This window comes from Streptomyces sp. NPDC048441, assembly GCF_043200235.1.
Lineage (GTDB): Bacteria > Actinomycetota > Actinomycetes > Streptomycetales > Streptomycetaceae > Streptomyces.
On record NZ_JBICXM010000006.1, the window covers coordinates 175,084 to 181,900 of the forward strand.

Annotated in this window: 6 protein-coding genes; 2 read left to right on the plus strand and 4 right to left on the minus strand. The window is 70.3% G+C overall.

Translation table 11 applies throughout. From position 1 onward, the window contains the following. Positions 1–52: 52 nt before the first annotated feature. Both ACGFSB_RS16980 and ACGFSB_RS16985 read right to left on the minus strand, forming a co-directional pair. The gene (locus ACGFSB_RS16980; RefSeq protein ID WP_393399429.1) at positions 53–1,318 is read right to left on the minus strand and encodes a hypothetical protein; all 1,266 of its coding nucleotides are present in this window, start codon (positions 1,316–1,318) and stop codon (positions 53–55) included. A 157-nt stretch (positions 1,319–1,475) separates the two neighbouring features. Next, positions 1,476–2,261, minus strand: a complete 786-nt coding sequence (locus tag ACGFSB_RS16985) for a class II aldolase/adducin family protein (protein ID WP_393399432.1) — start codon at positions 2,259–2,261, stop codon at positions 1,476–1,478. A 163-nt stretch (positions 2,262–2,424) separates the two neighbouring features. Between ACGFSB_RS16985 and ACGFSB_RS16990 the strand changes: the two genes are divergently transcribed. Then, a complete protein-coding gene (locus ACGFSB_RS16990; RefSeq protein ID WP_393399435.1) occupies positions 2,425–2,904 on the plus strand; it encodes a pyridoxamine 5'-phosphate oxidase family protein in 480 nt (159 codons plus the stop codon). Positions 2,905–2,978: 74 nt separating this feature from the next. Here the strand turns inward: ACGFSB_RS16990 and guaA are convergent, their stop codons facing one another. After that, positions 2,979–4,565 carry a glutamine-hydrolyzing GMP synthase gene (guaA, locus tag ACGFSB_RS16995; RefSeq protein ID WP_393399437.1) on the minus strand — a complete coding sequence of 529 codons (1,587 nt, stop codon included), beginning with the start codon at positions 4,563–4,565 and terminating at the stop codon, positions 2,979–2,981. A gap of 423 nt (positions 4,566–4,988) precedes the next feature. Between guaA and ACGFSB_RS17000 the strand changes: the two genes are divergently transcribed. Beyond that, positions 4,989–5,297 (plus strand): chorismate mutase, encoded by a 309-nt coding sequence (locus ACGFSB_RS17000; RefSeq protein ID WP_393399440.1) that lies wholly within the window; start codon positions 4,989–4,991, stop codon positions 5,295–5,297. Between the two features lie 731 nt (positions 5,298–6,028). On the opposite strand, the gene ACGFSB_RS17005 is transcribed toward ACGFSB_RS17000, so the two are convergent. After that, a complete protein-coding gene (locus ACGFSB_RS17005; RefSeq protein ID WP_393399443.1) occupies positions 6,029–6,778 on the minus strand; it encodes a hypothetical protein in 750 nt (249 codons plus the stop codon). Positions 6,779–6,817 lie beyond the last annotated feature (39 nt).

A 6,817-nucleotide genomic window follows, 5' to 3' on the forward strand; every position in this document is an offset into this window, starting at 1 on the left:
CAGTGACGTACAGCGAATTCGCGAGGACCGACTCGATGCTGGGCCGGGTCGTTCAGTCCGTGACGTCGATCGTGCAGCGGTTCGTCTCCAGGCCCGCTGCCGTGATCACTTGGACGTCGACGCGCCCCGGCTCCACATCGACGGGGACGGGGACGGTCAGTGCCGCGTCGGTCGGGTTGGTGAAGCCGCCCGGCACGGGGACGAGCGGCACATGGACGTGCACGGTTCCGATGCGGACGACCATACGGGCGAGGCGGTCGGCGGTCTGCGCGCCGGGAGGCACGAACCCGGCACCGCGGATCTCGATGTCGTCGCCCGTGCGGATGGGGCCGTCCAGGTCACCCGCCTCGCGGGCGCGGACCACGGAGAGGATCACGGGACGGCCGCCCTCGGCGTACTTCCCCGCGAGGTACGTCGCCGCCGACACCAGGACGAGGAGGGCGAGCCCCCACGGCAGGTCGGGCAGTTGCTCGGGGCGGCGCGCGAGGCGTACGGCGGCGAAGGCCATGGCGACCGCGCTGACCAGGACGTACTGCGCGTCCGCAAAGCTGCCGCGGCCCGCGTCGTCGGTGAGCAGATCGGCGGTGCGAGGGCGGTCGGCGGGTACCTTCTGGAGCCGCTGGCCAAGGACACGCAGGCCCACCACGCGACGTACGAGTACGGCGACCCCGCAGACCACGGCGAGTACGGTCACGGCGCCGGCGGCGCGGGCGAGGTCGAGCCCGGCGATCAGTTCGTCCCGCTCGCGGTGGCCCGAAGCCCCGGCGAGCTCGCCCGCGAGGAGGAGCACGGCGAAGACGACGAGGAGGACCCAACAGGCCGCCACCGCACGGGAGGTGGAGAGGCGATTGTCTTCGCCGATCATCGGCGCGAGGATCCCGCCGCGCGCCCGGTGCACATATCCCGCGCCGGTCAGCAAGCCGCCAAGGACCGCGGCGGCCAGCACTCCGGCAGTCCGGGCGAGCGTCCACCCGGTGCCGATCGCGGTGAGCGCCTGGACCAGGAGCAGGACGCCCACTGAGGCCCAGATGACACCGACGGTGCGCCGCCACAGCCGGCCGAGCCACGCGTGGCCCTCGGCACGGCCGCGTTCGGCGACATCGCGCGCCGACTGGGTCAGCTCGTCCGACACCCACTGCCGGGAGGCGCCCGCCGAGTGGGCGACCGCCGCGGGCAGTCCCTGCCCCGCGGCCAGCTCATCGCGCTTGGCGAGGAACGCGGCCACGGCACGCCGATGCCCCTCTCGCGCACCGTGCGGGCAGTCGCCGCATTCGCAGCCGCCCCCGTGCGCGCCCTGCCGCGCCTCCTGCACCGCCACCGCGTACGCCGCCTTCCCCGCCCTCGTTCGAACACCGAAAAGTGAACTTCTATGCGATGAAAGGGGATTGTGCCGTAAGAGAAGACGATCAGACCCCTCGGGTGAGGTCAGAGAGGGTGGTTCCCGCGCGGCCGGGTTGACGCGGGGGGTCGTGGGCTCAAGTGAGGAGGTCCGGTTCGCTGCGGCTGATGTCCTGCCACAGGGACTGGTAGTTGATCCAGGCCACGAGATCGCTGCCGAGCTGCTCGCGCGTCGCCACCGCCTGCTTGTGGCCGATGAGAATCGGTCGGCCCGCGGCTCGTGCGCTCAGCTGGACCTGACTGGAGCGCTCCATCGTGAGGAACCACCAGGCGGCGGCGTCGACGGAATCGCCGACGGTGAGAAGCCCGTGGTTGCGCAGGATGACGGCCTTGTGGTCGCCGAGCGCGGTGGCGATCCGCCGCCCCTCGTCGGAGTCCACGACGACGCCCGTGTAGCCGTCGTACAGCGCGTGGCTCTCGTAGAAAGCGCAGGCTTCCTGAGTGATCGGGTCGAGGAGTTCACCCAGTGTGGACAGGGCGCGGCCGTGCAGCGAGTGGCAGTGCGCGACGGCGACGACGTCGGGCCGCGCCAGGTGCGCCTCCGCGTGGACGGTGAAGGCGGCCTGATTGACGTGGTGGCGGCCCTCGACGACCTGCCCCTGCGCATTGGCGAGGACGAGATCGCCCACGGTGACGTGCTTGAAGGGCATCCCGAAGGGGTTCACCCAGAAACAGTCCTCGTGCTCCGGGTCCCGCGCCGTGATGTGCCCGGACACCCCGTCCTCGTATCCGAGCCGCCCGAAAAGCCGCAGCGCCCCGGCAAGCCGTTCCTTGCGGTACCGCCGTTCGTCCGCCGACGAATCGTGCACGGGCGGCATCGCGAACTGCAACCGTTCGACGGGTATCGGTGTGGGCGCCTGCATGTGTCCTCCATCCCTGGCTGTACGGAGCGGAAGTTACCGCCGGTCAGCGCAGGAAGACAGGGGATCTCTGTGAAGAGAGTGCACAAGCGGGGCGCGGCGACGGACAGGAAAGGGTGCGCCATGCCGGACAGAAGGTGTCGGGTATGGGCGGGACACTCACCGTATGACGACGAACTGGGCAGCTTTCGCCACTGCGGAACCCACCTTCGCGCGGACCGCCGAGGAGCGGTTCGGCGCGTTCACCCACCACGTCCTCGCCACGCTGCGCAAGGACGGATCGCCGCGCACGACGGGGCTCGAAGTCCGTTTCCTGTACGGCGAGTTGTGGCTCGGCATGATGCCGGGCTCGATGAAGGCGCTCGATCTGCGCCGCGATCCGCGCTTCGCGATCCAGGCCAATCCCGGGTCCGGCACGGGGATGGCGGGCGGCGACATCCGGATCGCCGGACGCGCGATCGAGGTCGAGGACCCCGAGGTCATCGCGCGGTATGTGGGCGATGTGGACCCGCCGGACCCGGCCGCGTTCCACCTCTTCCGTACGGAGCTGGCGGAGGTGGTCAGGACGTACATCGAGGACGACAAGTATCTGGTGGTGCAGCAGTGGAGGCCGGGTGCGCCGGCGCGGACGACCAGGCGGACCTGACGTACGCGAACGGCGCCGCCCACCTCGGTGGACAGCGCCGTATCAGCTCTGCGGGACGGCTCCCGCGGGGAGGGCTACTCCCACTCGATCGTGCCCGGCGGCTTGCTCGTCACGTCGAGGACGACGCGGTTGACATCGGCGACCTCGTTCGTGATGCGCGTCGAGATCTTCGCGAGGACCTCGTACGGAAGGCGCGACCAGTCGGCGGTCATGGCGTCCTCGGACGAGACGGGCCGCAGCACGATCGGGTGACCGTACGTCCGGCCGTCGCCCTGCACGCCCACGCTGCGCACGTCCGCGAGCAGCACGACGGGGCACTGCCAGATCTCACGGTCGAGACCGGCGGCGGTCAGCTCCTCGCGGGCGATCGCGTCGGCGTCACGGAGCAGGTCGAGGCGCTCGCGCGTGACCTCGCCGACGATGCGGATGCCGAGACCGGGGCCGGGGAAGGGCTGGCGCTGGACGATCTCGTCCGGCAGGCCGAGCTCCTGCCCGACCATCCGCACCTCGTCCTTGAAGAGCTGGCGCAGCGGCTCGATCAGCTGGAACTCGATGTCCTCGGGGAGGCCGCCCACGTTGTGGTGGGACTTGATGTTCGCGGTGCCGGTGCCGCCGCCGGACTCGACGACGTCCGGGTAGAGCGTGCCCTGGACCAGGAACTCGACGGGCTGGTCACCCGGCGCCTCGGCGACGATCTCCGCCTGGGCCTGCTCGAAGACGCGGATGAACTCGCGGCCGATGATCTTCCGCTTCTGCTCGGGGTCGGACACCCCGGCAAGCGCGCTCAGGAAGCGCTCCTGCGCGTCGACGACCTTGAGCTTGACGCCCGTGGCCGCGACGAAGTCCTTCTCGACCTGCTCGGTCTCGCCCTTGCGCATCAGGCCGTGGTCGACATACACGCAGGTCAGCTGCGAACCGATGGCCTTCTGTACGAGGGCGGCGGCCACAGCGGAGTCGACGCCGCCGGACAGGCCGCAGATCGCGCGCTTGGTGCCGACCTGCTCGCGGATCGCGGCGAGCTGCTCCTCGACGATGTTGCCGGTGGTCCAGTCGGGCTTCAGGCCCGCGCCCCGGTAGAGGAAGTGTTCGAGGACCTGCTGGCCGTGCGTGGAGTGCATGACCTCGGGGTGGTACTGCACGCCGTACAGCTTCTTCTCGTCGTCCTCGAAGGCCGCGACCGGCACGACGTCCGTGGACGCGGTGACGGTGAAGCCCTCGGGCGCCGCGCTGCACGCGTCGCCGTGCGACATCCACACGGACTGCTCGGCCGGGGTGCCCTCGAAGAGCGTCGAGCCGGGCTTGGAGACGGCCAGGGCCGTCCGTCCGTACTCCCGGGCGCCCGTGTTGTCGACGGTGCCGCCGAGGGTGGTCGCCATCAGCTGGAAGCCGTAGCACATGCCGAAGACGGGGACACCCGCCTCGAACAGCGCGCGGTCCACGGAGGGCGCTTCGTCCGCGTACACCGACGAGGGGCCGCCGGAGAGGATGATCGCGGCGGGGTTCTTCGCGAGCATCTCGGAGACCGGCATGCTGCTCGGCACGATCTCGCTATAGATCCGGGCCTCACGGACACGTCGGGCGATGAGCTGGGCGTACTGCGCTCCGAAGTCGACGACCAGAACGGTGTCGGGAGCGGCGGCAGCGGGGGACGCTGATGGCACGGCGGCGGCCTTCCGGCGTTGAGCGTGAGCTTGCGCGTGAGCTGAGGCTCAGTGCGTGAGCAGGGGGTCTGTTTGTCGATTCTAACGGGCCCGCGGCCACCCCCTTCGTCGCATCCGACGGAGCGGGGCCCCGCCGGGACCGTCTCAGCATCCGAGCCGCGGCGGAACCCGTGTTGACCAGGCACGCGCGCGTGGAGGCATACTGTCCTCGTGACCAAGCACCTCAGCTTCCTCTTTACCTATGGCAACCGGCCCGCCGGCTGCCATGGTCGAGCTGCTTGATCCACTGACAAGCGACTTCCCAGGCGCCCCGGGCCGACAAGGCCCGGGGCGTTCTGTCATTCCCGGACCTTGTCGCTCCGGGGCACTCCATCCGAGATCCGCCCGAGATCCATCCGAGATCCATCCGATGAGGAGCCCCAGATGACCACCGCCACCGCCACCGCCATCACCACCGCGACCGACAAGACCGGCGCCCGCACCCCCGAGGCCGCCGACGTGATCGAGGGCGCGCGTGACCGTATCGACGCACTCGACGACCGCATCATCGGTCTCGTACAGGAACGGATGGCCGTATCGGCCGTCATCCAAGAGGCCCGGATCGGCTCGGGCGGCCGCCGCGTCAACCTCTCCCGCGAGATGGAGGTGCTCGGCCACTACAGGGACGCGCTCGGCAAGCCCGGTACGTCGCTCGCGATGACGCTTCTCGAGCTGTGCAGGGGCCAGGTCTGAGCCAGGTCTGAGCCAGGTCCGGGCCAGGTCGGACCCGGCCCTTCGGCCACCGGACCTGAGTTCGGGTCCGCTCTCACCCGTACGGCGCGTGACCGGGTCCCGCGGGGCTTCGTTGGTCCCGATGTCCGTGCCAGCCAGGGGCGGGCACGGAAAAACCACGCGTGGCTCCGCTGGAGCGATGAGGCGCACATCTCGTGTGTGCCGTGGGACCTCGCTCCAGAGATGTGACCGGACGGCAGGGGACAGCAGCCCGGTCACCCAGGGAACGGTCGACTTCGGGGACGCCCGGAGTCGACCGACCTCCGTCCCGACCCGTCCCGACCATCCACCCCGACCGTGCACCCCGACCGTGCACCGCAGCCGTACGTCCCGACCGCCCCTCCGGCTGCCCCCGGTCCCGGCGGAGAACCCCAGCTGTCCCCCAGCTGTCCGTGTTCGTCCAGATCCCGTCGAACCGGTTGCGCAGGCGTCGGCGCATCCACCACGATGCGTAGCAGGACAGCCGCATGCCCAGCAGTACACAACTCCATTGCCATTGGTCGATACCACTTGTGCGCCCCTCGTGCGCCGGGTCGGCCACCGGCGCTCTCCAGACTCGCGGCGCACTCCCCCCGGCGCCGCTCCGCGGCACCGACGCTGCCCTGACGTCGGTGCTGACAGCCAAAGGGCCCCGCGGATCCGTCCCGCGGGGCCCTTCGGTATGCCGACGTCATGCCGACGTCATGCCGACGCTATTTCGCCCCCGCCAGCTTCGCGAGCTGCGCGTCGACGATCGCGTCGGACACCTTCGGATCGGCCGTCATGCCGTCACCGGACTCCTCGTCGGCCTGGACGGGCTCCGGGTCGAAGACGCTCGCCGCACGGAAGGCGATCAGCGTCGAGCCGCTTCGTACGACAGTGACGCGGCTCCGGTCGATGAACTCGCCGGAACGGTTGGCGAGCTTGTACGAGACGGCCTCGTCGCCCCCGCCCCGCGCGGGCTGCGGCCTGACGCCGAAGTAGCGGCGACCGCCCTCCCCGAACGTGGCGCACTTCTTCGACTTCGTCGCCGTACGCAGCGTGTCCATGGTCTTCTCGGCATCGGCCTGGCCGTACGCGAACAGCACGACCTCAGTCGCCGTGGTGTCAGCGACGTCGGTGCTGCTCAGTACGCGGCTCACGTGCGCCTTCGCCTTCGGCGGGGCGGCGGCTTTGAGCATCTCGGACAGCGGTCGGCACTCGGCCGGGTGCACGGGCCCGGCGGGACGCCTCGCCTCGCCCGCAGACCCCGCGGACTCCTTCTCGAGCTTGTACTTCTTGACGTCGCCCGCAGCGAGAGCAGCACTCTCCAGCTTCCCCTCGGCGGAGGGCGTGCCCGCCTCCGCGGACTTCGACGGCTTCTTGCCGCCGCCACCGCCGTCGCCGTCGCTGCACCCCGCGGCAAACCCCAGGGTCGCCATCACCGATACGACCACCACGCCACGCGACACAGCTGACTTCACGTTCCCGCACCCCTTCTTCGACGCCTACGACGCCTACGA

What these genes read in the sequence shown, in the direction of transcription:
- ACGFSB_RS16985 (WP_393399432.1), bottom strand. Translation starts at nt 2,261, where the DNA reads ATGCAGGCGCCCACACCGATACCCGTCGAACGGTTGCAGTTCGCGATG.
- ACGFSB_RS16990 (WP_393399435.1), top strand. Translation starts at nt 2,425, where the DNA reads ATGACGACGAACTGGGCAGCTTTCGCCACTGCGGAACCCACCTTCGCG.
- ACGFSB_RS17000 (WP_393399440.1), top strand. Translation starts at nt 4,989, where the DNA reads ATGACCACCGCCACCGCCACCGCCATCACCACCGCGACCGACAAGACC.